Raw genomic sequence first — 25,026 nt, 5'->3', positions numbered from 1 at the left:
TCTTGCGCCCCCTGACCTCTCATTCTTTATGCGTAATTCGTTATTAATTTTCTGTAATCATTTTGTATTAAGAATTGTCTTAATCTTAAAAATATTGCGTATTAGTGCCTTGTGAATACAGAAATACTGCATAGCGATGTTATTTATTATTAATTTAAGTACTTTTTGAGAGGTTATACTGTGGCGCTACATTGAGTAGATAACCGTTAATGAAAAAATGATGAACGACGCTTTTGCTAAAGATAATAATGAGAATTCATTACACTCTTTTCTTTTTTCTCAGCAGGCTAAACCTCACGCGGCGATTGATGCCTTATTTTCGGCATTGTTGCCATTTGGTCAACCGTTTACGCTGGGTATCGGCGATGAGTTTTATTTACAGGCAAATGATGAACACTACATTGTATTACTGGAGTCTGGCGTTGTTTCTTTCTGTCATAATGACAAACGACTCCATATATCTTCATCGTTTGCGCCATCGGTCGTGGGTATGGTTGACAGCTATGGCGCTACCTATAATGTCCCCGCGCGACCGGAACACTTTTTGCTCGCAGAAACGGTTTGTACCGGTAGATTTGTTCGCCTGCCGGATTTTATAAAAATCGCCGATGAATGCGATTTATGGCACGACGTGGCCCGTTGTCTGGCTTACCGTCTGATGGTGATGAGCGCGCGCGATCGTGAATTAGTCGGCGTCGATTCTTATCTGAAAGTTCGGGCGCTGCTGACTGAAATCTGGGCTTATCCACAGGCCTACCGGGAAAGCATTATCGTGTTGAATTTTATTCAACGACGTACCGGGATATCGCGCAGTCGGACCATGAAGATTCTGTCTGAACTAAAAAAAGGCGGGTATATCCATATTGATAATGGGCGGCTGACGGCGCTCGGAAAACTGCCAGTGGCGTATTAATGTACTATATGCAACGATATATTTACATATCTCGACTGAATTTGCCTGTTATCGTTAATAGAATGTTTTACTGAAGGTTGTTATGAAGGCTATTTTTAAAAAGTCAATATGGCCAAAGGAGATGGGCCGAACGGCTGGTGTAAAGTCAATATAAAACAACGTGTTACATCTAGTCCTTTAAAACCAAATGTCGATGATTGCAACTTGCCGTTGGCTTGCTAATAATTAATAACATCGTTATCTCATTATAACGTAAAGATTAACTCACGACGTTGAGTGGCTGTTTTATTGCTTCTGACATTTATATCAGAACAAGAAGACGCTTTTTTTCGCATAAGAAAAAGTCGTGATATTGCTGTGAAGAAATATCAGCAGCCGTTTCGTTAAAAAATCTGATTACCCTCATTTTTATATTTAAAAGGAGCTTGAATGAAAAAGCCTGTACTAGCATTAATGGTCTCTGCGATTGCCTTTGGCGGAATGTTGTCCACCGCGCAAGCGGATACTACAACCGTCACTGGCGGTACGGTAAATTTTGTCGGACAGGTCGTTGACGCCGCCTGTTCTGTTTCCGCTGACTCTGTCGATCAGACCGTGACATTAGGCCAGGTTCGCGCCAGTAAATTAACCGAGGCCGGTATGGTGGCGAATCAAAAAGAAGATTTCACCATTAAACTGGAAGACTGCGATACTCAGACCAGCCAGAATGCGGCGGTGATTTTTAATGGCCAGCAGGACGCAAACCAGCCGGGTTCGCTGGCGAATACCGCTGGGGCAGGTTCGGCGACGAATGTGGCATTACAACTTTATGGACCAGATGGCCAGGCGCTGAATATCGGTGAATCGTCCAGTACTGTTACCTTGAACGATGGCGAAAACGTTATTCCGCTTAGCGTGGATTATATCGCTACCGGTACGGCGACTGCCGGTAATGTTACCGCGACGGCGACATTTAGCATGGTTTATTCCTGATTCCTTATCGGGATTTTTTTCTCGTCTGTTGGGAGGCGAGAAAGGGGAGTTACGCGCGTCACTGCGCGTAACAAACCGACGGCATCAGGATATTACGCAGATGAAAAAAAACGTACCGATTTTCCTTCGATTATTGCTACTGCTGTCGGCGGCCGGCCTGTCGTTTGCCGCGCAGGCGGGAGGCATTGCGCTGGGCGCGACCAGGGTGATTTATCCGCAGGGAAGTAAGCAAACCTCCTTGCCGATTATTAATTCTTCTGCCAGCAATGTTTTTTTAATTCAGTCATGGGTCGCCAATGCCGATGGTTCACGCTCGACGGATTTTATCATCACGCCGCCTCTCTTTGTGATCCAGCCTAAAAAAGAAAATATATTACGTATTATGTATGTCGGGCCGTCATTACCGACCGATCGCGAAAGCGTATTTTATTTAAACAGTAAAGCGATACCCTCTGTCGATAAAAATAAATTGACCGGCAACTCCCTGCAAATTGCGACGCAAAGCGTGATTAAGCTATTTATCCGCCCGAAAAATCTGGCGGAGGCGCCAGCTCATGCCCCGTCGACGCTTCGCTGCCGTAACGAGCGCGGCCAGCTAACGATTACTAACCCTTCGCCGTACTACGTTTCGATGGTTGAACTGTACAGCGCGGGGAAAAAACTGCCGAATACTATGGTACCGCCGAAAGGCGCGATCACTCTCCCGGCGACGCCCGGCCAGGTATCTTTGCGCACGGTAAACGATTTTGGCGCAACGACGCCAGCACGCGTTTGTCCAGCTTCATGATGTTATGCGTAATCAGCTTTTCATGACGCGATATTACTCCAGCGTAGCTAAACCCGTATTAACCCCGCTGGCGTTGGCTATCGCACTGGCGCCTGCGCCGGGGTGGGCGGAAAACTATTTCAACCCGGCATTTCTGTCTGACGACCCGTCTGCGGTGGCCGACTTATCGACCTTTTCCCGTAATGCCCAGGCGGCGGGAATGTATCGCGTTGACGTTTACCTGAACAATACGTTTCTCGCGACCAGAGACATAGCCTTCCAGGCGGTGAAAACGACGGCAAAAAGCGCGCCCACCGATGACAGCGGATTACGCGCCTGCCTGACGCCTGAAATGCTTAAAAATATGGGGGTAAACACCGGGGCGTTTCCACTGTTGGCGAAGGCGGCGGCGGGAAGTTGCCCGGATCTCGCCAGTGCGATACCGGCCGCCCGGACCCGCTTTGATTTTGCGCAGCAACGTCTCGACATTAGCATCCCGCAGGCGGCGATGGTTGCCAGCGCCAGAGGCTATATCCCACCGCAATACTGGGATGAAGGTATTAACGCGTTGCTATTGAATTACACCTTTACCGGCGCGAATAGTCAGGATCGGAGCCCAGGCGGCAGTGCGGAGAACAGCTATTTTCTTGGATTGAATAGCGGCCTTAATCTGGGGGCCTGGCGGTTACGCGACTACTCCACATGGAACGCGAATAGCGGCGACCAGAATAGCGACAGCGACTGGCAGCACATCAGTACCTATCTGGAACGTGATGTGGTCTTTTTGCAGGGAGAACTGACGGCAGGCGATAGTTATACCCCCTCCGCATTATTCGACAGCCTTCCTTTTCGCGGCCTACAACTGGCGTCTGACGACAATATGTTGCCAGACAGCATGAAAGGCTTCGCGCCGACCATTCACGGCATTGCCAGAAGCAACGCGCAAGTGACCATTCGGCAAAACGGCTACATCATCAATCAGCGCTATGTGCCGCCCGGGGCATTTACTATTAATGATCTCTATCCTACCGCCGCCAGCGGCGATTTGACTGTGGAAGTCAAAGAGTCTGACGGTTCTATTAATCGCTATAACGTGCCCTATTCCGCCGTGCCGATTCTACAACGAGAAGGGCGGCTGAAGTATGCGGCGACGGTGGCGGAGTATCGCAGCGATAGTAGTCAAAAAGAGAAGGTGAAATTCAGTCAGGCGACCTTGATATGGGGGTTACCGCATGGTTTTACGCTGTATGGCGGAACACAACTTTCCAGTCATTATCACGCGCTGGCGATCGGCAGCGGCGCAAATCTGGGCGACTGGGGCGCGGTGTCGCTGGATGTCACCCAGGCTACCAGTACGCTGGCGGATAATAACACCTACCAGGGGCAATCGCTGCGTTTCCTGTATGCCAAATCGCTTGCACAGTCAGGAACCAATTTACAGCTTATGGGCTATCGCTATTCAACCTCGGGCTTTTATACGCTGGATGATACCACGTGGAAACGGATGAGCGGCTATGACGATGACAGTCGGACTGACAGCGATAAAAGCAGGCCGGAATGGGCGGATTATTACAATCTTTATTGTACCAGGAGGGGGAAAGTACAACTCGATATCAATCAACAGCTAGGCGGGTTGGGATCGCTTTTTATTACCGGCAGTCAGCAAAGTTACTGGCACACTGATGAAAAGGATTCTTTGTTGCAGGTGGGATACAGCGATACGCTGGCGGGTATTGCATGGAGTGTTTCTTATAACAATAACAAATCCGCAGGCGATGCGGAGCGCGATCAAATTTTCGCGCTGAATATCTCGGTGCCGCTAAGTCAATGGCTGCAACACGATGATGAGGTTACGCGCCATCACAATGTTTACGCTACCTTTAGCACCAGTACGGATAAACAGCATAACGTTACGCAGAATGCGGGCCTTAGCGGCACACTGCTGGACGAAAACAATCTTAGTTACAACATACAGCAAGGTTATCAGAATCACGGTATTGGCGAAAGCGGCTCCGCCAGCCTGGAATACGATGGGGCGAAAGGCAACGCCAACATTGGCTATAACGTTAGCGATAACGGCGATTACCAGCAGGTGAATTATGGCCTGAGCGGCGGCCTGGTGGCGCACGCGCATGGAGTGACGCTAAGCCAGCCGCTGGGCAATACCAATATTTTGATTGCCGCGCCGGGCGCAGCCAACGTCGGCGTTGTCGACCAGCCGGGTATTCATACGGACGCGCGTGGCTATGCGGTGGTGCCGTATGCGACAACATATCGCCAAAACCGTATGGCGCTGGACGTTAACGCGATGGCTGATGATGTCGATATTGATGACGCGGTGACTCGCGTTGTGCCGACCGAAGGTGCGCTGGTTCTGGCCCGCTTTAAAGCGCGAGTCGGCGCGCGTGCCCTGGTAACGCTGAATCATAACGGTAAGCCTGTCCCCTTTGGCGCAACGGTGACGGTGAATGATCGTCATGCGGAGGCGATTGTTGACGAGGCCGGGGAAGTCTATCTTTCCGGGTTGTCAGCGCAAGGCATTCTGCACGTTCGCTGGGGGAACCTGCCGGATCAACAGTGTGTCGCGTCCTATCATCTCTCTTCCTCCCGTCAGATTCTGAGTCGACAACATGCGGAGTGTCATTAAATGAAAATACCTCTTTTATTTGCTCTGCTGGTGGGAAGTGTCGTATCGCAGTACGCATTCGCAGACGTGTGTAAAAACGTTAACGGTGTACCTTCCAGTATTAATTACGATTTAACGACCACTCTGACGGCAGAACAAAACCAGGTGGGAAAGACGGTTCAACTGGAAAAAAGCCAGGAAGTTAATGTACAGGCGGTGTGTCCCGCCGGCGCGGCGACCAATAGCCAGACTTATCGCTCCTATGTGTCGCCATATCCGATCGTAGAAACGAGCGGTAACTGGAAATATTTAAAGCTGGACCCGGACTATCTTGAAGGCGGAATGCGAATTGAGGATTCTTCGGCGGGCGATATCTATCCGCCAATGAACAATGTCCTGATGGGATATGATGAAAATGTGAAAGCGGGTCAACCGTTTTACGTTCGTGACTCAAATCTGGAGTTTCAGCTCAAAATTGTTAAACCGTTCGTCGGCACGGTGAATATTAGTCCTAAGACTATGTTCAATGTTTATGTCATGACCGCCGCAGGCGATCCGCTGACAGATGTCGTGTACAGCATTCTTTATAGTGGAACGGTGACCGTACCGCAAAGTTGCGAAATCAACGCCGGACAAACGATTCTGGTGAATTTCGGCGCATTGTACAGTGGCAATTTCAACCATGCAGGCCAAAAGCCGGAGGGGGTACGAGCGAAAAAATTTAGCGTACCGGTAAAGTGCAGCGGCCTGGATTCGCAGGTCAATTTAACGATGCGTCTTATCGCTACGCCGGATAGCCACGTTCCCCAGGCTATCGCTTCGGATAATGCGGATGTCGGCGTAGTGGTCGAAACCGATGAAGGAAACGCGCTTATCCCCAATGATGCACAGAGCGTCGCGCCTTTTATCACCGATAGCGCCGGACGCGCTAACATCACATTGCAAGCCTACCCGGTGAGTACAACAGGCGAAACGCCAGCGGAAGGGGCGTTTACCGCGCTGGCCAGCCTGCGAGTGGACTTTGACTAAATGAACAGATCACACTGCGCTCTTTTTGCCATGGGACTGATGCTGTGTCCACAAATCAATGCCAGCGCTGACGACCTCGCTTATAACCTCGAATTTACCGGCACTATTGTGGCGCAAACCTGCGACATAGATATTTCCAGCCTCAGTCAAAGTATTGATTTAGGGCAGTTTGCGGTCGGCGATTTTCCTTCGACAGGAACAACGACAAAATTTAAGCCCTTTAATATCAACCTCAAAAATTGTTCCCGAGGAATTGCCGGGGCGAAGATCTGGTTTACCGGCGAACCCGATCCGGACAATCCCGCGCTACTGGCGATCACCGATACCGGGATGGGAAGCGGAAACATGTTAGCAAGCGGGGTAGGGGTGGAAATTCTGAATGATGATCAGGAGACCATCAGTATCAATAATGCCGACTCAGTGGTCTATCCGTTGAAAGCCGGACGCAACACGCTGTCTTTTTATATTCGCTATAAATCGACCCGGCCTACGGTCACGTCCGGGAACGCGACGGCGGTCATGTATTTCGATATGCAGTATGAATGAGGAGCCATCGTAATTATGCGTAACGATATCCTGTACGGCATCGGGATGCTGCTGGCGGCATCCGGCGTCCAGGCGCACGATGGCCGGGTCTATGTCTCCGGAACCATCACGGACAATACGTGTTCGCTCTCTCCAGACTCGGAAAATATTAACGTGGCGATGGGCGCGGTTTCTCAACGGCAGTTTTATCGCGCAGGCGACGGTTCCGCATGGCAACCTTTTGCTATCGATTTACAAAACTGCGGCAGCACTGCCAGCGGCGTAACGGTCAGTTTTAGCGGTGCGGGGGACAGCCGTAATACGGATTTATTGGCGCTTACCGCAGGGGAAAGCGACGCTTCAGGCATTGGGATTGCGCTTTATGATCAAAATAAAACCTTAATCCCACTGGGGCAGGAGAGTGATGTAGTGACGCTCAGTCCGGGCCAGGCGTCGGCGCATCTGCAATTTTACGCGCGTTATCTTGCCGATGGCGGCACGGTAACGCCCGGGGATGCCAATGCCTCCGCAACCTTCATTCTTGCCTATGAATAAGTTCTTTTTACGCTGCGCAATATATTGGTGCTTGCTTCCCATATCATGGGCGCAGGCTGGCGTGGTGATTGGCGGTACTCGCTTTATCTATCATGCGGACGCCCCGGCATTAAGCGTACCGGTAAGTAACCATTCAGAAGCGTCCTGGTTAATTGATACGCATATTTTACCTGGCGGCCGCTGGCCCGGAACCAAAAACGAAGGAAATATCACGCCCTTCGTGGTCACGCCGCCATTATTTATGCTTTCAGCGCGCCAGGAAAACACGCTGCGGGTGGTTTATACCGGCGAACCGCTACCCGCCGACAGGGAAAGTCTGTTTACCTTGAGTATCGCCGCTATTCCCTCCGGTAAACCGGAAGCGAACCGTGTACAAATGGCGTTTCGTTCGGCTTTAAAATTGCTCTATCGCCCTGAGGGACTCGCCGGCAATCCGCAGCAGGCCTACCGGCATCTGAGCTGGTCGCTTACCCCTGATGGCGCGACGGTACGCAATCCGACACCCTATTACGTTACGCTCTTTTTATTACGCGCTAACGAGCGCGCCCAGGACAACGCCGGGGTCGTGGCTCCCTTTGCAACGCGTCAAACGGACTGGTGCCGGCACACGGTTCGCTGCACTGTGCGCTGGCAAAGTATTAATGACTATGGGCGGGTAATGCCAGCGCAAACCGTGGATCTGACGCGTATTCATTAACCTATTTTTCAGGCGTCTCCCGATAGCGGGAGGCTTTCCGATCTTATCGAACGAGACTTTTATTATGTATTATCACGCGTTAAAACTTTCCCGACTGGCGATGTTGACGTTGGCAGGCGTTGCCGTATCCGCCTCGGCAATCGCCGCCGATTCTGCCCCGACGTCGCAAATTGGTCCGACGGCGGAAGCCTACATCGTCAGTCATCCGGATAAAGTGGGAGAGGTGGTGGCAACGTATTTGGCCGAACATCCGGAATTTTTGGTCGCCGCCAGCGAGACATTGCATCAGCGTCAGCAGATTGCGCAACAACAGGCATATGTTCAACTGGCATTACAGTATCGTGCTGAGTTGCTCAGTAGCAGCAGTCCTTCCGTTGGGCCCAACGAGGCAAAAGCGGCGGTGGTGATGTTCTTTGATTACCAGTGCTCGTGGTGTAGCAAAATGGCGCCAGTGGTCGAAAACCTGATTAAGGCGAACCCGGATACCCGGTTTATTTTCAAAGAGTTTCCTATTTTTTCCTCCCGCTGGCCGGTATCCGGACTGGCGGCCAGAGTCGGCGAACAGGTATGGCTTACCCAGGGCGGGGCAAAATATCTCGACTGGCATAATGCCCTGTATGCTACCGGCAAAGTGGAAGGCGCGTTAACGGAACACGATGTCTATACCCTGGCGCAACATTATCTAACGCCGACGCAGTTGACCGCCGTAAAAGAAGCGCAAAGCAGCGGTGCAGTACATGATGCGCTCCTCACTAACCAGGCACTGGCGCAGCATATGGATTTTAGCGGCACGCCTGCTTTTGTCGTCATGCCTCAGACGCAAAACGATGATGTAAAACGGGTGACCGTGATCCCGGGAAGCACGACTCAGGATATGTTGCAAATGGCGATTCAGAAAGCGAAGGGATAGTGTTCACTTGTCGGGAAGCGAAAGCTTCTCGTTATTAACCGCCACCAGAAGTGCAGGAAGGCTTATTATGCATGTCAGACACTATGTGGTGCCCGCGTTGTGGTTGCCGCTCATGGTTATCGGTGCGGCGCAGGCGGGAAGCCAGATACGGTTTCAGGGAACGGTTGTTGAAGCAGGATGCTGGAATGAGACGGGGGTACTGGAAGTGCGTTGCCATCGGCAGGACGGTATTGAGCGCCATATTATCGTGGAGAATATGACTACGTCGATCGCTTCACCGTATGCGATGGTGGAACCTCATTACCTGGATGAGGACAAACAGCTGGCGCTGCTGCGGATTATTTATGACTGAACATAGTATGCACATCTGAAGGAGGCATAATAACGGTGGTTAAGTGCTCCGTTGCTTAAAAACAGAGATGATAACCACCGAAAATATCCGCTTAGTGATCGCCTTATCTTCTCGTACAGCGCTAGAGGCGTATTGGAAGATAAAATAAGGCGAGCATCGCCAGAAATATAGAAATGATTACTGCGATGATATTTTTATGTCGGTATGGTTTTTTACAGGTATAGGGCTGGGGAAGGTCGCTTGTATCAATAACGATCTTTTCATTTATTTTTATACCATGCCTCGGTAAGGTCATAAGTAATTCCTGTAAACCTATTTTTAAGATTGGGGCGTAATAGATAAATTGGCTGTGTCAGGTTAGTATCGCTGATAAATTTGCCCCGTTCCCCCCAAACGGCGTACGCAACACCTTCACGGATAATCAATTCATGATGTGCGTTTTCTATTAAATAGCTCAGGCGCCGGGCCCGCATAAATGCTATTTTGAACGCTGCATTACTGCTCAAAGACGTGATTTTTCTTAATCATTTATTGTAAATAAACTCATTATTTATTTTATGCTGTCTCATGATTACTCCATTTGTGCTTTCAGGCCATGATATCCCACTTGTTCCGTATAGTCAGCATCGTTGCAACGTGTCCGCTATGCTATGAGCAAGGATAGGTTGGGGCGACAGGCCTGAGAAATCAACTGTCATTAAATTGGCTAAATTGTTTAAGTGAAATAAATGTTATTGTTTTTGTGTTCTTTTTATAAGCATGTTGATCCTGTTTTATCAATATTTAATGAGGTATGCATATAACGCGTCGTTTAAGGATTCTTAAACCATTTTTTTGAGCGACAAATAATATGTGTGTCATTATTTTTTATTCAATTGATGAGAATTGTCTGTTGTGATTCATTAATTTGAAAATGCGGTTGGTCACAAAAAAGGACATAAAAATAATATTTTGCTGCCGTTTATGTTTAATTTTATTAAGTGTTGCTATGATTTTAGGTTAAGCATTTTTTATGTGCTTGAATGATAATTTATGTTACCTGGTGTAACGTTTATTTCGGCCTATTGGTCGGTCTTATGGATGCTATAGGATATAGGTAAAAAGAACTAAATAAATATTCGATGATGACTTGCTTTCTCAGGGTGAAATTTTATGAGTTAATAGCGGTATAAAATATTTTTATGATTTTTTTGTTATTGTGTTATACGTAGTGACTATGCTGCACATCTTCAGAATATTACGTTGGACGGGCAGAGAAATTGCCTCTGCATTGCAGAAGTCTCATAACGTATAGTCTGGAGATCATTATGTACGTAAATTAACAGTCCTCACTCGTCATGCCTGTACCAAGAGCGCTGATGAATCAGAAAATTGATACCGATAACGCGATGGTGCAAAACCATAACGCCATATACCAACAGCTCCTCGACCAAATTCGTGAGGACAATACATATAAACATGCCGTTATTACCCTTAATCCTTATGGCACCGCGCCGTTAAGCCTTTATCCTGGTGTCTGAGTTGAAAGCAGCGAACCGGGTATCGTGGAGTTTCTGGTTTTTGACAACGGTAATTACCGTTCCCGCGAAGATAATATCAATCTGCCGCCATCGGATAACGACCGCATGAGAGTTGTTTTATTTATTGATGTCGTCAACACGCATGGTGTGATCCGGAACGATATTATTGATATGTTCCATATAATCAGCAATTTCCTGCGAGGTTTACAGCCCTTTAATGCCTTTGACATTTTTACCTTTCGTGAAGTCAAATCCGCCACGGCCTTTACCGATAAAGGAATCCAGTGCGACGGTACTGAATGTACTGTCTGCGACCTGTTTACCTTTGATATCAAATTTGACAATACGCTGTACCAGCGGTTTTGTGTTGTAGTGTTTGAATTTGGCCGTTTTCGATACATGCTGCATGCCGTTCTTCGGATCGGCTGCATGAGACATCATCGCCTTCAGAGCGTTACCGCTAATTTCCACGCTCATTACGTCGTTAGTAAAAGGATACATACTTAGAACATCACCGATCAGGTAATCATCGTCATATCAATAATGGTGTGATGGAGGGCACCGTTGTAGTGATGGCTGAGCTGGCAGGTTTTCAGGTATTGCTTACAGCGATAGAGTTGCACTCCTGAGGGGGAAATGACCGTTTCGGATCCCTCCCTGAGTTACGGAACAGCGGGGCAAATCACATCAATCTTTGTTATCAGTTATCCAAAAGGTAAAGCTTAGTACAACACTAAATCTGCGGTATGACCTAAAAAGATGAAGTGTTGATTTAATAATAAACATTGAGTTATTTTTTATAAAAAAACATTTCTCGACACATTATTTTTAAATACTTTTATCCTGCGTGATGTGAGATTTATATCACTATTCTATAACTAGATTTGGTTAAACTTTGACACCGGAGTAAAACATATTCATTGATGAATAAAATATAACTATGGGAAATATATTCAATGTCTCTGATAAAGCGAACAGTATTATTTAGTCTCTTACTTACAATATCTACTGTTTTTAGCCATTCTGTACATGCACTGGAATATAAGAATTCATTTGGATCAATTAACGCCGGTTATGCTGACTGGAATAGTGGATTCGTCGATGTACATCGTGGGGAGGTGTGGAAAGTAACTGCTGACTTTGGTGTCAACTTCAAAGAGGCAGAATTCTATTCATTTATTGAAAGCAACGTGTTAAATCACGCTGTTGCTGGAAGAAATCATACTGTTTCTGCCATGACTCATGTACGACTCTTTGATTCAGATTATACTTTCTTCGGCAAGATATATGGTCAATGGGATAACTCATGGGGCGATGACCTCGATATGTTTTATGGAGCGGGGTATTTAGGTTGGAGCGGGAGTTGGGGGTTCTTCAAACCCTATATTGGTCTGCATAATCAATCTGGTGATTATGTCTCGCAGAAATATGGGCAGACAAGCGGCTGGAATGGCTATGTTATTGGCTGGACTGCAGCCTATAATTTTAATTTATTTGGTGAAGATTTTGTTTTATCTGACTGGAATGAAATCGAACTAGATAGAAATGACGCTTATACGGAGCAGCAATTCGGTCGAAATGGATTAAATGGTGGATTAACACTGGCATGGAAATTTTATCCCCGCTGGAAAGCTACTGTGACATATCGTTATTTCGCGAACAAACTAGGTTATGACGGATATGGAGACCAGATGATTTATATGGTCGGATATTCATTTTAAATAAAATCAAAGGAGTTGAAATGAAAAAAACAGTCATTGCCAGCATGATTGGACTGGCGCTTTGTGCGACAAGTACGATATCTGTCGTGCACGCGGCTGCCGAAAAACGCCCGAACTTGGTTTTTATTGTGGCAGATGATCTTGGCTATGGTGATTTGGCGACTTACGGTCACCAGATAGTGAAAACCCCGAATATTGACCGCCTGGCGAAAGAAGGGGTCAAATTCACTGAATACTATGCGCCGGCTCCTTTGTGTTCTCCTTCCCGCGCCGGGATGTTAACAGGCCGTATGCCCTTCCGCACCGGTGTACGCTCCTGGATCCCTGAAGGTACTAATGTTTCTATTGGACGTAACGAATTGACCATAGCCAATCTGCTGAAACAGCAGGGTTACGATACCGCGATGATGGGTAAACTGCATCTCAACGCCGGGGGCGATCGTACCGATCAGCCGCAGCCGAAAGAGTTAGGTTTTGATTACTCGCTGGTGAACCCGGCTGGCTTTGTGACCGATGCTACGCTGGATAATGCCAAAGAGCGCCCGCGTTACGGCGTCGTTCACCCAACCGGCTGGATGCGTAACGGCAAACATATTGATCGTGCCGATAGCATCAGCGGCGAATTTGTCAGTTCTGAAGTGGTGAACTGGCTAGATAACAAGAAAGACGACAAACCGTTCTTCTTATACGTTGCCTTTACGGAAGTTCACAGCCCGCTGGCCTCGCCGAAAAAATACCTCGATATGTATTCACAATACATGAGCGAATACCAGAAGCAGCATCCCGATCTGTTCTACGGCGACTGGGCGGATAAACCGTGGCGCGGTACCGGTGAATATTACGCCAATATCAGCTATATGGATGCGCAAGTCGGTAAAGTACTGGATAAAATTAAAGCGATGGGGGAAGAAGATAATACCATTGTCATCTTCACCAGTGATAACGGCCCGGTGACGCGTGAAGCGCGTAAAGTCTACGAGCTGAACCTCGCAGGCGAGACTGACGGTCTGCGCGGACGTAAAGATAACCTGTGGGAAGGCGGTATTCGCGTTCCGGCAATTATCAAATACGGTAAACACATTCCACAGGGCGTCGTTACCGATACGCCGGTGTATGGTCTGGACTGGATGCCGACGCTGGCGAACATGATGGATTTCAAACTGCCGACTGATCGTACATACGACGGGCAATCGCTGGTTCCGCTGTTGGAGCAGAAAACGTTAAAACGTAATAAGCCGCTGATCTTCGGTATTGATATGCCGTTCCAGGATGATCCGACCGATGAGTGGGCGATCCGCGACGGTGACTGGAAAATGATCATCGATCGTGAAAATAAACCTAAATACCTCTATAACCTGAAAAAAGATCGGTTCGAAACGCTGAACCAAATTGGCAAACAGCCTGAAATTGAAAAACAGCTGTATGGCAAGTTCCTGAAAATGAAACAGGACATCGATAACGACTCATTAATGAAAGCCCGTGGCGACAAACCAACGCCGGTGACCTGGGGCTAAAAGGATAATTATAAAAAATTAAGTATGCCACTTAGGGCTCTGCCCGCCTGATTCAGCGCCCTCGTGCTGAGTCAGGTTCTTTTATTTTAGGGATACGGAAAATATGCAACGGAAAAGCTGTCAGGTAATGATCAAACCGACCGGGTCGGTGTGTAATCTTGATTGTAAATATTGCTTCTATCTGGAAAAGGAAATGCTCTATCCCGATAGAAAAAACCATTACAAGATGACGGAAGAAACGCTAGCGTTGTTTGTGCAACAGCATATTGCGGCGCAGGACGTAGATGAAGTGATTTTTGCGTGGCAGGGTGGGGAACCGACGCTGATGGGGCTGCCATTTTACCGCCAGGCGGTAGCGCTCCAGCAACGTTATGCTAATGGAAAAGCCATCGTTAATACTTTTCAGACCAATGGCATTCTGATTGATGATGAATGGGCAAGATTCTTCAGGGCGCATGACTTTCTGGTTGGTATTTCGATTGATGGCGATGCGGCGCTGCACGACGAATGGCGGGTAACTCGCGCAGGGCAACCTACCCATCATAAAGTTGAACAGGCGATAAAATGCCTGGCGAGTCATGGCGTTGAATTTAATACTCTCACGGTGGTGAGTCAGAGCAATATGCTACACCCGCAGCGGGTTTATGCGTATCTGAAATCTATCGGCAGCCGCTATATGCAGTTTATTCCGCTAGTGGAAAGAGCGGCAAATAAAGACGGAATGCTGGCGCATCCGCAGGACGAGAAAACCGCAGTAACCCCCTGGTCAGTGGACGGATTACAGTTTGGAAAGTTCCTGAATGCCATTTTTGATATCTGGATCCGCGAAGATATTGGTGATATCGGCATTCAACTCTTTGAACAAACGCTGGCGGCATGGTGTGGACTCCCCCCTCAGGTTTGCGTTTTTGCGCCCGTTTGCGGTAGCGCTTTTGCAATGGAAATGAATGGCGATGTGTATAACTGCGATCATTTCGTTTACCCGCAATATAAGCTCGGCAATATTAACGACACGCCGCTGCGTCAGATGAATAATAGCGCGCAAAACCAGCAGTTTGGTCTCGATAAAAGCCGCACGATGGCGCAGGAATGCCATACCTGCCCGTGGCAATTCGCCTGTTATGGCGGTTGCCCTAAACACCGCTTTTTGCCTTCGGCTTGCGGACCGATGAAGCAAAACTATCTTTGTGCCGGCTATCAGTGCTTTTTCTCTCATACCGCACCGATGATGAAAGCGATGAAAACCCTTTACGTAAATAACCTGTCACCGGCGGAGATCCGGTCTGTTTTTTTTAAGTAATGCTCAAGGAGGAACGCATGTTTGCCAATATTAATGTGGACTGCTGTAAAACGCCGGGATGTAAAAATCTGGGCGTGTTGAACAGTCCGGATTATGTCCGCCAGGGAAAAGATGTTCTTTGTCGGGAATGTGGTTTCCTGTTTCCTGTTATTTCCGCTGGGGCGTTAAATCTTTTTCGCCACACGGTAAACCGGGGATGGAAAGGCCTGGTCAAACAGTGTCCTGCCTGCGGCAGCACCTCATTAAAGAAATACGGCTTCTCGACTCAGGGAGAACACCGCATGGCGTGTAGTCAGTGTCGGAAAACGTTCATCGTCCCCGAAAAGGCAAAAAGCGATTGCCGACAGGACGAGCTGGCAACCCTAATTGAGGAAGGGACATCGCTTGCCGGGATCCGCTCACAGCTGAAATTAGACAGCACAGGCCTTAACCGGGCGCTGTTTAAACTATCCCGTAATGCAAACCTTGCGGAGCGATGCCAGCAGTTTCCGGCCTTCGATATCGCACTCAGCACCCGCGCTTTCCGGGTGAACTATAACGGTGGAGACAGCAGCCTGTATGTTCTGGTGACGGCAGAAGAACAAAGCGGAAGGGTGGTGGCGATTTCGTCAAATTATTCAGCACAGCCGCTGGATAAAGCCTGGCAGTATCAGTCGTATTATGAAGAACGGCTACCTCCGGGAACACTGGCGCATATGGTGCAACGTAAGGAAGCGATTACAGCGCGCCGCGAAACTTTATTTGATATCGATTACGGTCCGGCCTCGTTATATAAGAATGACTCCGGAATGATCGTAAAGCCGGTGTTGCCTGCCTACCGCCATTTTGAACTGGTGCGGATGCTGACGGACGAACGCTCCTTAAACGTTCAGCATTACCTCGATCATGAATGCTTTATTCTGGGGGGATGCATGATGGCGAACATGCCGCATGTCCATCAGGGCCGTTGCCATATTTCATTTGTCAAAGAACGCGGTACGACGCCGCTGCAAAAAGATATTCCGCCACGCCTGTTTTTAAGCGGCGGTATCCGTAACAATGTCTGGCGTACTTTTTCTACCCGCGATTATGCTATGGCGGTGTGTAATCTCACCGGTAATAAAAAAATTACCCAGCAACGTTATGCTACGTTACAAGGCGCGACGGCGTTCATTAATTATCTGTATGCGCATCCTTTTTTGGCGCAGCTTAATCGTCTGTCACCGGCAAATGTGACGGCAACGCTGGATTATCTGAAGTATGAATATAATCAATCCCGTAAGGTCGGATAACGCATCGCATGCCGTGTGATAGAGCTGAATCGATGGCTTTTGATTATCAGCCCAACCCTCTCCAGCGTATCTATTTCGTTGTTCCAGCAAGGAACGACAACGATATACTGGAGAGATCATGGGGCCGTTCAAACATCAAAAGAATACGCTTCTTGGCCCGTGTCTTGCCGTCAATCAGAGGATTGATAAGCAAAATGCGATGGTGCTCAACCATACGGCGATTTATGAGCACAGCCTCAGCCAGATTACAGAAAGTAATACAGTACAAAATGCGTTGATTATTCTTAATCCGTTTATGGCCGCGCCATCTCTTGCCAGCCTGGCGAGAGCGATATTATCGATCCGCAGGCGGGCAGTGAGGCGATGGGGCTGCTAATTTTACAGGAGATTGCGCCTACGGAGAAAACCGTGCTTTTTGAAGCGACCATGACGTCAGGTTACTACAAAAACGCGGAAACGAACGGGGAAGGCTATCGCTACGATATTACCAGTTTCCGGGTGTATAAAATGGATCTGTACGCGTAGCGGTCTATCATCAATGACTGACTGCACTAAAAAAGTCCGGCGTAAGTCGGACTTCATTTCGTAAAAAACGAGCTATTCATCATATATAATCTAATTTTAACGATGAGTCAGGCGAGGTAAGATAGTAGATTCGAAGAATTCACCTGATTGAGAGAATAAAAAGTGAAACATCTGCACCGATTTTTTAGCAGCGATGCCTCTGGGGGCATCATTCTCATCATCGCCGCTGCGCTGGCTATGCTGATGGCCAATATGGGCGCGACCAGTGGATGGTATCATGATTTTCTGGAGACGCCGGTTCAGCTACGGGTTGGGGCGCTTGAAATCAACAAAAACATGCTGCTGTGGATCAACGATGCGCTGATGGCCGTGTTTTTCCTGTTGATTGGCCTGGAAGTTAAGCGCGAACTGATGCAAGGCTCGTTAGCCAGTCTGCGCCAGGCCGCTTTTCCGGTGATTGCCGCCATCGGCGGGATGATTGTACCGGCATTGCTCTATCTGGCCTTTAACTACTCCGATCCGGTCACTCGCGAGGGCTGGGCTATTCCTGCCGCGACGGATATCGCCTTTGCGCTGGGCGTGCTGGCGCTGTTGGGCAGCCGGGTTCCGCTGGCGCTGAAAATTTTCCTGATGGCGCTGGCAATCATCGATGATCTCGGCGCCATCGTTATTATCGCACTGTTTTATACCAGCGATCTTTCTATCGTCTCGCTGGGCGTGGCGGCGTTCGCGATTGCCGTGCTGGCGCTGCTGAACCTGTGCGGCGTCAGACGGACAGGGGTATATATTCTGGTCGGGGCAGTGCTGTGGACGGCGGTACTGAAGTCCGGCGTTCACGCGACGCTGGCAGGCGTCATTGTCGGCTTCTTTATTCCGCTGAAAGAAAAACACGGTCGCTCGCCGGCGAAGCGTCTGGAGCATGTTCTGCACCCGTGGGTCGCGTACCTGATCCTGCCGCTCTTCGCTTTTGCGAATGCCGGCGTTTCTCTTCAGGGCGTCACGATTGACGGTCTGACCTCCATGCTGCCGCTGGGAATTATTGCCGGTCTGCTGATTGGTAAGCCGCTGGGGATTAGCCTGTTTTGCTGGCTGGCGCTGCGTTTCAAGCTGGCGCATCTGCCGCAGGGGACCACTTATCAGCAAATCATGGCGGTCGGCATTTTGTGTGGCATTGGCTTTACGATGTCCATCTTTATCGCCAGCCTGGCATTTGGCAATGTCGATCCGGAACTTATTAACTGGGCGAAATTGGGCATTTTGATTGGTTCATTGCTCTCCGCAGTGGTGGGGTATAGCTGGTTGCGCGCGCGTTTGAACGCGCCGGCATAACCAGTACGAAGGAAAGGGGGAGCGATGTATCGCTCCCTTGCGACATTGAACAGGGAGAGGAATGAGCATGTCTCATATTAACTACAACCATCTTTATTACTTCTGGCATGTCTATAAAGAAGGTTCTGTCGTGGGTGCCGCAGAGGCGCTTTTTCTGACGCCGCAAACCATTACTGGTCAAATTAAAGCCCTGGAAGAGCGTTTACAGGGGAAGCTATTTAAACGTAAGGGACGCGGTCTTGAGCCCAGCGAACTGGGCGAGCTGGTTTTTCGCTATGCGGACAAAATGTTTACGCTAAGCCAGGAGATGCTGGATATCGTCAATTACCGCAAAGAATCAAACCTGTTGTTTGATGTCGGCGTCGCCGATGCTTTATCTAAGCGTCTGGTCAGCAGCGTTCTGGATGCAGCGGTGGTGGTGGACGAACCCATACATCTGCGTTGCTTTGAGTCGACGCACGAAATGTTGCTCGAACAGCTCAGCCAGCACAAGCTGGATATGATTATCTCCGACTGCCCGATAGATTCCACGCAGCAGGAGGGGCTATTCTCAGTCAAAATCGGCGAATGCAGCGTCAGTTTCTGGTGTACGAATCCGCTTCCTGAAAAAGCGTTCCCTGCCTGCCTGGAAGAGCGACGGTTGCTGGTGCCGGGACGTCGCTCAATGCTGGGGCGTAAGTTGTTGAACTGGTTTAATTCGCAGGGGTTGCAGGTTGAGATCCTCGGTGAATTTGATGACGCGGCCTTAATGAAGGCGTTTGGCGCGACGCACGATGCGATTTTTGTGGCGCCGAGCCTTTATTCGCTGGATTTTTATGCCGATGAGTCGGTAATAGAGATTGGGCGCGTGGAGAATGTCATGGAAGAATATCATGCGATTTTTGCCGAGAGAATGATCCAGCATCCGGCGGTGCAGCGTATTTGCAATGCGGACTACTCGGCATTGTTTAAACTACAGTAGACGTACCTACCGTAATACTTCCGGCTGCGGTACTAGCCCGCAGCCGGAGTCATTCTACAAATTCAGTAGGCTGCGGTACTGCCCACCTTCGCGGATAAACACCGGAATTCTGTTCAGTGGCGTAGCGTACTGCAGCGTTTGCCCTCCTGAATAGCTTTCACCGGTCGCAAGATCCGTCCATGTTTCCCCTTCCGGTAGCCAGATATCACGTTCGCGCATACCTTCATGCATGACGGGGGCGATCAGCAGGTCAGGACCAAAACAATACTGGTCGGTGATTGCCCAACTTGTTTCCTGTTCGGGGAATTCAAAGAACAGGGGGCGCATCACTGGCGAATTGTGCTTATGGGTTTCCTCCATCAGCGCTTTGATATAGGGCTTGAGTTTTTCTCGCAACGCCAGGCAACCTGTCAGTACGTCGCATACTTCCTCACCGTAGCTCCAGACCTCGTTCGGCGCACCTGTAGGGCACTGGGCGATACCATCCCGGTACGGTTGCGCGGGTAAAATTTGCGGATCGCGGTTGCCGTGCAGACGCATCACCGGACTAAAGACGCCCCACTGGAACCAGCGAATTAGCAATTCATGGAATTTCGGGTCGTGAATATTACCGCCATGAAAACCGCCGATATCCGTCGTCCACCACGGTATCCCCGCGATTCCCATATTGAGTCCGGCGGCAAACTGGTTGCGCAGCGATCTAAACGAGGAGTGAATATCCCCTGACCAGACCAGCGCGCCGTACTTCTGACTGCCGGCCCAGGCGCAGCGTAGCAGGTTGATAACCTGGTCTTCGCCATCAGCTTTCATGCCGTCAAAAAAGGTTTTAGCGTACATACGTGGGTAGATATTGCCCACTTCCAGTACCGGCCCGGCATGGTAGCGATAGTTGTCGTAGTCGTAAACGCTGAACTCAGGTTCGGCTTCATCTAACCAGAATAGCTTCACGCCTTTATCGTAATAGTTGCGTTTGGCTTTGCCCCAGACGTAGTCGCGCGCGCCCGGATGAGTCGCATCAAAGTAAGTGGTATTGCCGAGGAAATCCATATTGATCGGCAAGCCACGTTCCGTTTGTACCAGCCAGCCGTTTTCGCGCATCTCCCGATAGCTTTCGGTACGGTTATCTACCGTCGGCCAGACGGAGACCATCAGCTCAATTCCCAGCGATTTCAGCTCGGCAATCATGGCATCAGGATCGGGCCAGTCGCGCGCATCGAACATCCAGTCACCCTGATTCGGCCAGTGAAAGAAGTCGATAACGATCACTGAGATAGGCAGATTGCGACGCTTATATTCGCGGGCGACCTCCAGCAGCTCTTCCTGCGTACGATAACGGAGTTTGCACTGCCAGAAGCCCATGGCGTAGTCCGGCATCATCGGCGGTGTGCCGGTAGCCAGCGCGTAAGCCCGGCTAATTTCTGCCGGGGTATCGCCAGCCGTGATCCAGTAGTCCAGCTGTTCGCTGACCTGCGCTTCCCATTCGGTAACGTTTTGGGCAAAGGTTACGCGTCCGACTGCCGGATTGTTCCATAAAAATCCGTAGCCCAGACTGGAGAGCATAAACGGTACTGAGGCCTGGGAGTTACGTTGCGCCAGCTCAAGCACGCATCCTTTGAGATCCAGGTTGGCCTGTTGATACTGCCCCATACCATAAATTTTTTCCCCTTCGGTGGCTTCGAAGCGGGCTTTCAGTGAATATTTCCCACCCTGAATAGGGCGGAACTCGCGTCCCTCAAGGTTGAGTGCGCTGACGTACTGGCCGTGAGATGATTCATCCTCGCCAATTTCGCCCCGCAGGCGCCAGAACTCCTGCAACAGGGGTTTGTGTGGATGGCGGTAAAAGGTAACTTGTCCTTTTTGATTGACGATAGCGATAATTTTGCCGTTGGTCAGCGTTGCCTGGTGGTGCTCATAATCAATGTGGCACTGACTTTCTGCGACTGGCTCAGTCAATGCCCAGTCTTCATTTCTCATTACCGGCAGATGACGGCCGCTGCGTACGCGCAGGCTGTTCTCGCCCCAGGGTTCAATCCATAAATAGCGATCGTTTTGCTGCCAGACCAGACGACGCGGGTCTTGTTGCATAAATGGCATGGTGGTGCCTCCCATATTCGAGGGTGAAGGTAAAGAACGTTATGAGTTGATGGTTTCCAGATCGTGGCGAATCTTCTCTTCCATCGCTTCGTATTTGCGAAAGAAAAGTAGTGGGATCGCTGCGAGCGCGAAGAGTAGGGCGGGTGCCCAGATAAAGGCCCAGATAATTCCCTCCAGACCCGCAGCACTCTGGGCATGGTTGGGGACATAGCCAAAACTGTTCATGATCCAGGCGGCGAAAGCGGTGCCGAGGCCACTACCCATCTTGATGCAGAAGGTGCTGCCGAAGGCGATAAGAATGCCGGTAGCCTTAATACCGGTCTTCCAGGCACCGAAATCGACGGCGAACCCCAGCATGGCAAACGGCATTGAGCAGGCGATACCGCTGCCGATATTGCCGAGTATCCAGGCGGCGATGAGGAAAGTAATGTTGTCCGCTGCCAGCCACATCATGACGCCGCCAAACGTGGCGACCAGCAGACCGCCTACCCATATCCAGGTTTTAGCCAGGTATTTGCTAAAGAAGGGGATAGCGATGATAAACAGGATCTGAATCGTCGCCAGGCTGTTAATCAGCGGTACCAGATCTTTACGGTCGAGGTTGTAGGTCAGATAATAGACAATGGTCGTGTTGCGCTGCTGTAGGGCAATCCAGAAGATCAGATTAGCCAGCACCATCAGGATCCACGGCCAGTTACCTTTCATCGCCGCGAAACTTTTTTTCATCGGCAACTTAGGTTCATGCTGTATTTTATCCGTATCCATTTCACGAATGTTTTTAAACGCAAAGAGCGTTAGCGCGCAGGATATAATGGCAAATGTAATTGCCGTATAAATAAAACCAGCGTGATCATCACCGTTACCTAAAAAAGCGACTAACGGCAAGGCGGTCGCGTTCATTAATAAAACCCCAATTTGCCCACCGGTCATTCGCCAGGAATTTAAAACCAGTCTTTCCTTGGGAGATAAGGTCATCAGGGGTAATATTGCACTGAGTGGTGTATTAAGTCCGGTAAATAGAATGCTGGCAATCATATAAGATATTGCTGCATAGATGGCTTTTCCTGTCATACTGATATCAGGAGACCAAAATGACAGCGCGCTGAATACCGCAAAAGGCAGCGGTAACCATAAAAACCAGGGACGACATTTACCGTAGCGTGAACGCGTTTTATCGATGATGATCCCCCATATGGGGGCGTCTATGCCATCGATAATACGCGCCAGCAGCAGGATAACGCCTGCTACGGCAAGGCTAATGCCCGCAACGTCTGTGTAGAAATATAAAATGTACGTTGAACCGAAGCAGTACAGCAGATTACCCGCCACATCCAAAGAGCCGTAGCTAATACGCTGTAGTAAAGACAATGATGCTGACCCGGAAGGCTGGGTATCCTCAATGACAGAACTCATAATGATAACTCCGATATTGGTACGATACGCCCAGAAAAACAACCTCTACTTTCTAAGCAAGTTTTAAATATTATTTTTATGTCGTTTCTGAATTTAACCTCAGATTAAAATGAGTGAGTAAGGTGTACATGAAAAGTAGTTAACCCGACGGCATCAATCAATTATCAAATCTTACATCAGGATTGCGTTTATTAGTTTTTGAATGAGCGATGTTTCTATTTGCTAAGGTGGTCACAGTTTTTTTAATAATGAAATAAAAAAAGGAAAACAGTGAAAGAAAATAACTTTCAAGTATTACGTGACGTGGCTAAGGGAGGAGTAGCTGAAAAAAGAGGCTGGTTAGTAAGAGCGTTAACGAGTGAGATCGGCGCCAGCGGTTGACGAGAAAAACGGCAGATAGCAGGCATAAAAAAACCCGCTTTACGCGGGTTTTTTTACAAAGCTGATAACAAGCAGGCGATTAAGCCAGTTTGTTGATCTGTGCAGTCAGGTTAGCTTTATGACGTGCAGCTTTGTTTTTGTGGATCAGACCTTTAGCAGCCTGACGGTCCACGATCGGTTGCATTTCGTTAAATGCTTTCAGTGCAGCAGCTTTGTCGCCAGCTTCGATAGCTGCGTATACTTTCTTGATGAAAGTACGCATCATAGAGCGACGGCTTGCGTTGTGCTTACGAGCCTTTTCAGACTGAACGGCGCGCTTCTTAGCTGATTTGATATTAGCCAAGGTCCAACTCCCAAATGTGTTCTATATGGACAATTCAAAGGCCGAGGAATATGCCCTTTTAGCCTTCTTTTGTCAATGGATTTGTGCAAATAAGCGCCGTTTAAATTGCAGCACTCGTTGCGTAGTGATGGCGCAGGATTCTACCAGCTTGCGTGCTGTGAATACAGCCTTTCCATGAGAAAAATTGCATTAAGCGGCGGGTTTTGGGGCGGAGTTTGCCGCATGGCGATGAAAAGCATCTTCTTTATGTTTCCTCAGGGCAATAGTCGGTTAACCTTGACCGCTGTACAAGGTATACTCTTGCGATTTTCACTGTTTTGAGTCAGACATGAAGCTGATACGCGGCATACATAATCTCAGTCAGGCCCCGCATGGGTGTGTGCTGACCATTGGTAATTTCGACGGCGTACATCGAGGGCATCGCGCTCTACTGCAGGGTTTGCAGGAAGAAGGACGCAGACGCGGTCTGCCGGTGGTGGTCATGATTTTCGAACCGCAGCCGCTGGAGCTGTTCGCGACGGATAAAGCGCCCGCTCGCCTGACGCGCCTGCGTGAAAAACTGCATTACCTTGCGCAGTGCGGCGTGGACTATGTGCTGTGCGTGAAATTCGATCGCCGCTTTGCCGCTTTGACGGCGCAAACGTTTATCAGCGAACTGCTGGTGGAGCGACTTGGCGTGCAATTTCTTGCCGTCGGCGATGATTTCCGCTTTGGTGCTAGCCGCGCGGGCGATTTCTTGTTATTACAGAAGGCGGGGGCGGAGTATGGTTTTGCGGTTTCCAGCACCCAAACCTTTTGTGAAGGCGGCGTGCGTATCAGTAGTACCGCAGTGAGACAGGCGCTGGCGGAAGATAACCTGGCGCTTGCCGAAAGCCTGCTGGGACATCCCTTTACTATTTCCGGGCGTGTCGTTCATGGCGACGAGCTGGGACGTACCATTGGCTTCCCGACGGCGAACTTACCGCTGCGCCGTCAGGTCTCCCCGGTAAAAGGGGTCTATGCGGTGGAAGTCACCGGGCTTGGCGATAAGCCGTTACCCGGCGTAGCGAACATTGGCACTCGTCCAACGGTGGCTGGCGTGCGTCAACAACTGGAAGTGCACCTGCTGGACGTTGTAATGGACCTCTACGGTCGCCATATAGATGTAATACTGCGTAAAAAGATACGTAATGAGCAGCGATTTGCGTCGCTTGATGAGCTAAAAGCGCAAATCGCACGCGATGAGTTAACGGCCCGCAAGTTTTTTGGGCTAGCCGGGCAGGTGTAATCCTGACGGTGTTTATCAAACCGAAATACGGAACCGAGAATC

The 25,026-nt window shown here is 49.3% G+C and carries 23 protein-coding genes and 1 pseudogene; 20 read left to right on the top strand and 4 right to left on the bottom strand.

Annotation, left to right across the window (positions count from 1 at the left end; genetic code table 11):
- Window positions 1–217 precede the first annotated feature (217 nt).
- The 11 genes from J4614_RS07540 to J4614_RS07490 all read left to right on the top strand — a co-directional run bounded on the left by J4614_RS07540 (window position 218) and on the right by J4614_RS07490 (window position 10,865).
- Window positions 218–913, top strand: coding sequence for a winged helix-turn-helix transcriptional regulator (locus J4614_RS07540; protein ID WP_000980522.1), 696 nt, complete (start codon window positions 218–220; stop codon window positions 911–913).
- A gap of 429 nt (window positions 914–1,342) precedes the next feature.
- Window positions 1,343–1,885, top strand: coding sequence for a fimbrial protein BcfA (locus J4614_RS07535; RefSeq protein ID WP_000743357.1), 543 nt, complete (start codon window positions 1,343–1,345; stop codon window positions 1,883–1,885).
- Window positions 1,886–1,985: 100 nt separating this feature from the next.
- A complete protein-coding gene (bcfB, locus tag J4614_RS07530) occupies window positions 1,986–2,672 on the top strand; it encodes a fimbrial biogenesis chaperone BcfB (protein ID WP_000742551.1) in 687 nt (228 codons plus the stop codon).
- Window positions 2,673–2,676: 4 nt separating this feature from the next.
- On the top strand, window positions 2,677–5,298 hold the full coding sequence (bcfC, locus tag J4614_RS07525) for a fimbrial usher BcfC (protein ID WP_208293155.1): 2,622 nt from the start codon (window positions 2,677–2,679) through the stop codon (window positions 5,296–5,298).
- A complete protein-coding gene (locus J4614_RS07520; RefSeq protein WP_000701256.1) occupies window positions 5,299–6,306 on the top strand; it encodes a fimbrial protein BcfD in 1,008 nt (335 codons plus the stop codon).
- Window positions 6,307–6,852: a fimbrial protein BcfE gene (locus J4614_RS07515; RefSeq protein WP_208293121.1), complete on the top strand. Its 546-nt coding sequence runs from the start codon at window positions 6,307–6,309 to the stop codon at window positions 6,850–6,852.
- 15 nt (window positions 6,853–6,867) lie between these two features.
- Window positions 6,868–7,386 (top strand): fimbrial protein BcfF, encoded by a 519-nt coding sequence (locus J4614_RS07510; protein ID WP_001243228.1) that lies wholly within the window; start codon window positions 6,868–6,870, stop codon window positions 7,384–7,386.
- Window positions 7,352–8,083 carry a fimbrial chaperone BcfG gene (bcfG, locus tag J4614_RS07505; protein ID WP_077909935.1) on the top strand — a complete coding sequence of 244 codons (732 nt, stop codon included), beginning with the start codon at window positions 7,352–7,354 and terminating at the stop codon, window positions 8,081–8,083. Before J4614_RS07510 ends, bcfG begins: the two co-directional genes overlap by 35 nt.
- A 64-nt stretch (window positions 8,084–8,147) precedes the next feature.
- Window positions 8,148–8,993 carry a DsbA family protein gene (locus tag J4614_RS07500; RefSeq protein ID WP_023214082.1) on the top strand — a complete coding sequence of 282 codons (846 nt, stop codon included), beginning with the start codon at window positions 8,148–8,150 and terminating at the stop codon, window positions 8,991–8,993.
- A 67-nt stretch (window positions 8,994–9,060) separates the two neighbouring features.
- Window positions 9,061–9,345: a hypothetical protein gene (locus J4614_RS07495; protein WP_000558466.1), complete on the top strand. Its 285-nt coding sequence runs from the start codon at window positions 9,061–9,063 to the stop codon at window positions 9,343–9,345.
- 1,358 nt (window positions 9,346–10,703) lie between these two features.
- Window positions 10,704–10,865: a hypothetical protein gene (locus J4614_RS07490; protein WP_001072135.1), complete on the top strand. Its 162-nt coding sequence runs from the start codon at window positions 10,704–10,706 to the stop codon at window positions 10,863–10,865.
- A 204-nt stretch (window positions 10,866–11,069) separates the two neighbouring features.
- Here the strand turns inward: J4614_RS07490 and J4614_RS07485 are convergent, their stop codons facing one another.
- Complete coding sequence (locus J4614_RS07485) at window positions 11,070–11,366, bottom strand: 5'-nucleotidase C-terminal domain-containing protein (protein WP_001542932.1); 297 nt, start codon at window positions 11,364–11,366, stop codon at window positions 11,070–11,072.
- Between the two features lie 455 nt (window positions 11,367–11,821).
- Here J4614_RS07485 and J4614_RS07480 point away from each other — a divergent pair, with 455 nt between their 5' ends.
- The 7 genes and pseudogenes from J4614_RS07480 (at window position 11,822) to nhaR (ending at window position 19,486) form a co-directional block, all read left to right on the top strand.
- Window positions 11,822–12,586: an outer membrane protein OmpK gene (locus tag J4614_RS07480; protein WP_208293120.1), complete on the top strand. Its 765-nt coding sequence runs from the start codon at window positions 11,822–11,824 to the stop codon at window positions 12,584–12,586.
- 20 nt (window positions 12,587–12,606) lie between these two features.
- Window positions 12,607–14,100 (top strand): sulfatase-like hydrolase/transferase, encoded by a 1,494-nt coding sequence (locus tag J4614_RS07475; protein ID WP_000754364.1) that lies wholly within the window; start codon window positions 12,607–12,609, stop codon window positions 14,098–14,100.
- Window positions 14,101–14,203: 103 nt separating this feature from the next.
- On the top strand, window positions 14,204–15,400 hold the full coding sequence (locus J4614_RS07470) for an anaerobic sulfatase maturase (protein WP_001189142.1): 1,197 nt from the start codon (window positions 14,204–14,206) through the stop codon (window positions 15,398–15,400).
- Between the two features lie 17 nt (window positions 15,401–15,417).
- Window positions 15,418–16,671: a hypothetical protein gene (locus tag J4614_RS07465; RefSeq protein WP_000457885.1), complete on the top strand. Its 1,254-nt coding sequence runs from the start codon at window positions 15,418–15,420 to the stop codon at window positions 16,669–16,671.
- 65 nt (window positions 16,672–16,736) lie between these two features.
- A pseudogene (locus J4614_RS07460) lies at window positions 16,737–17,196 on the top strand (hypothetical protein); the annotation flags it as partial.
- Window positions 17,197–17,358: 162 nt separating this feature from the next.
- Entirely contained in the window at window positions 17,359–18,525 is a 1,167-nt protein-coding gene (gene nhaA / locus J4614_RS07455; protein ID WP_000681340.1) for a Na+/H+ antiporter NhaA, read from the top strand.
- A gap of 61 nt (window positions 18,526–18,586) precedes the next feature.
- Entirely contained in the window at window positions 18,587–19,486 is a 900-nt protein-coding gene (gene nhaR, locus J4614_RS07450; protein ID WP_000062872.1) for a transcriptional activator NhaR, read from the top strand.
- 54 nt (window positions 19,487–19,540) lie between these two features.
- On the opposite strand, the gene J4614_RS07445 is transcribed toward nhaR, so the two are convergent.
- The 3 genes from J4614_RS07445 to rpsT all read right to left on the bottom strand — a co-directional run bounded on the left by J4614_RS07445 (window position 19,541) and on the right by rpsT (window position 23,717).
- Entirely contained in the window at window positions 19,541–21,580 is a 2,040-nt protein-coding gene (locus J4614_RS07445; protein ID WP_001116449.1) for a glycoside hydrolase family 31 protein, read from the bottom strand.
- 39 nt (window positions 21,581–21,619) lie between these two features.
- Window positions 21,620–22,993, bottom strand: a complete 1,374-nt coding sequence (locus J4614_RS07440; RefSeq protein ID WP_000099988.1) for an MFS transporter — start codon at window positions 22,991–22,993, stop codon at window positions 21,620–21,622.
- A 460-nt stretch (window positions 22,994–23,453) separates the two neighbouring features.
- Window positions 23,454–23,717, bottom strand: a complete 264-nt coding sequence (gene rpsT, locus J4614_RS07435) for a 30S ribosomal protein S20 (protein WP_001518655.1) — start codon at window positions 23,715–23,717, stop codon at window positions 23,454–23,456.
- A 105-nt stretch (window positions 23,718–23,822) separates the two neighbouring features.
- Here rpsT and J4614_RS07430 point away from each other — a divergent pair, with 105 nt between their 5' ends.
- Together J4614_RS07430 and ribF are read left to right on the top strand one after the other, a co-directional pair.
- Window positions 23,823–24,038: a DUF2575 family protein gene (locus J4614_RS07430; RefSeq protein WP_001538903.1), complete on the top strand. Its 216-nt coding sequence runs from the start codon at window positions 23,823–23,825 to the stop codon at window positions 24,036–24,038.
- Between the two features lie 7 nt (window positions 24,039–24,045).
- Entirely contained in the window at window positions 24,046–24,984 is a 939-nt protein-coding gene (gene ribF / locus J4614_RS07425) for a bifunctional riboflavin kinase/FAD synthetase (protein ID WP_000767311.1), read from the top strand.
- Window positions 24,985–25,026 lie beyond the last annotated feature (42 nt).

This window comes from Salmonella sp. 32031103-2018-00083-FB-01-SM-01 (assembly GCF_017571995.1).
Taxonomy (GTDB): domain Bacteria; phylum Pseudomonadota; class Gammaproteobacteria; order Enterobacterales; family Enterobacteriaceae; genus Salmonella; species Salmonella enterica.
This window is presented reverse-complemented; position numbering and strand designations above follow the sequence as displayed.